Genomic DNA, 827 nt, shown 5'->3' with positions numbered 1-827 from the left:
GGTTAGAGCATTTTGATGATCCAATTTGTCATGAGGTGGATTCAAGTGGTGATCGTTGCCACAATCGAGTCGCTAAGTGTGAAACCCCTTCTGATTTCGAGTTAGGTATTAGTGACCGCTGCGATTTGCATCGATTGGATATCTAAACGTGCAGCAGGCTTTAGGAAAAGTTGAGCTACGAGACTTGTTTGAGGCGTTTAGCCGTCGTCCGGATGTGTCGCATTATCAACTTTCCGGTTTGATTGCGCGTTTCTTTGAAACGAGTCGTTTTCGGAACCTAGAGCTTGATGTCCTGCGGTTAGATAAAATCCATCCATTTATTTCAGGAAATAAATGGTTCAAGCTGAAACATCATCTCCTCGCTGCTTATGCCTCGGAGCACAATCATGTTTTGAGTTTCGGGGGCGCTTACTCGAACCATTTACACGCTTTAGCCTATGCCGGGCATCATTACGGTTTCAGTACAACGGGCATTATAAGAGGTGAGAAACCGTCTCGGAGTAAGCTTTCACCAACGCTCATTGAGTGCGAATCATGGGGCATGTGCCTGAGGTGGATGAATAGGCAAGACTATCGACGTTATGCAACAGCTGAGCATAAGAGTCTTGTTCAATCGAGCTATCCCGATACGTACATTATTCCAGAAGGAGGAGAGGGGCTTGCCGGTTTGCAGGGAATAAGAGAACTAATGGAGCGTTTTTTCGACGAGCTCGATGAGGGCTACGATATTATCTTAACTCCGGTAGGTTCTGGTACCACTCAGGCTGGCATTATCGCCGCTGCGCCACAGAGACAGCGCGTTATAGGGGTGTCCGCTTTAAAGGGTG

1 protein-coding gene is annotated in these 827 nt (G+C 47.3%); it reads left to right on the top strand.

All coding sequences use genetic code 11. The features are described from left to right. Positions 1-148: 148 nt before the first annotated feature. A partial coding sequence (locus A3750_RS18015) for a pyridoxal-phosphate dependent enzyme (RefSeq protein WP_156498705.1) occupies positions 149-827 on the top strand: 679 nt, incomplete at its 3' end.

Source organism: Oleiphilus sp. HI0079 (genome assembly GCF_001635105.1).
This window is presented reverse-complemented; position numbering and strand designations above follow the sequence as displayed.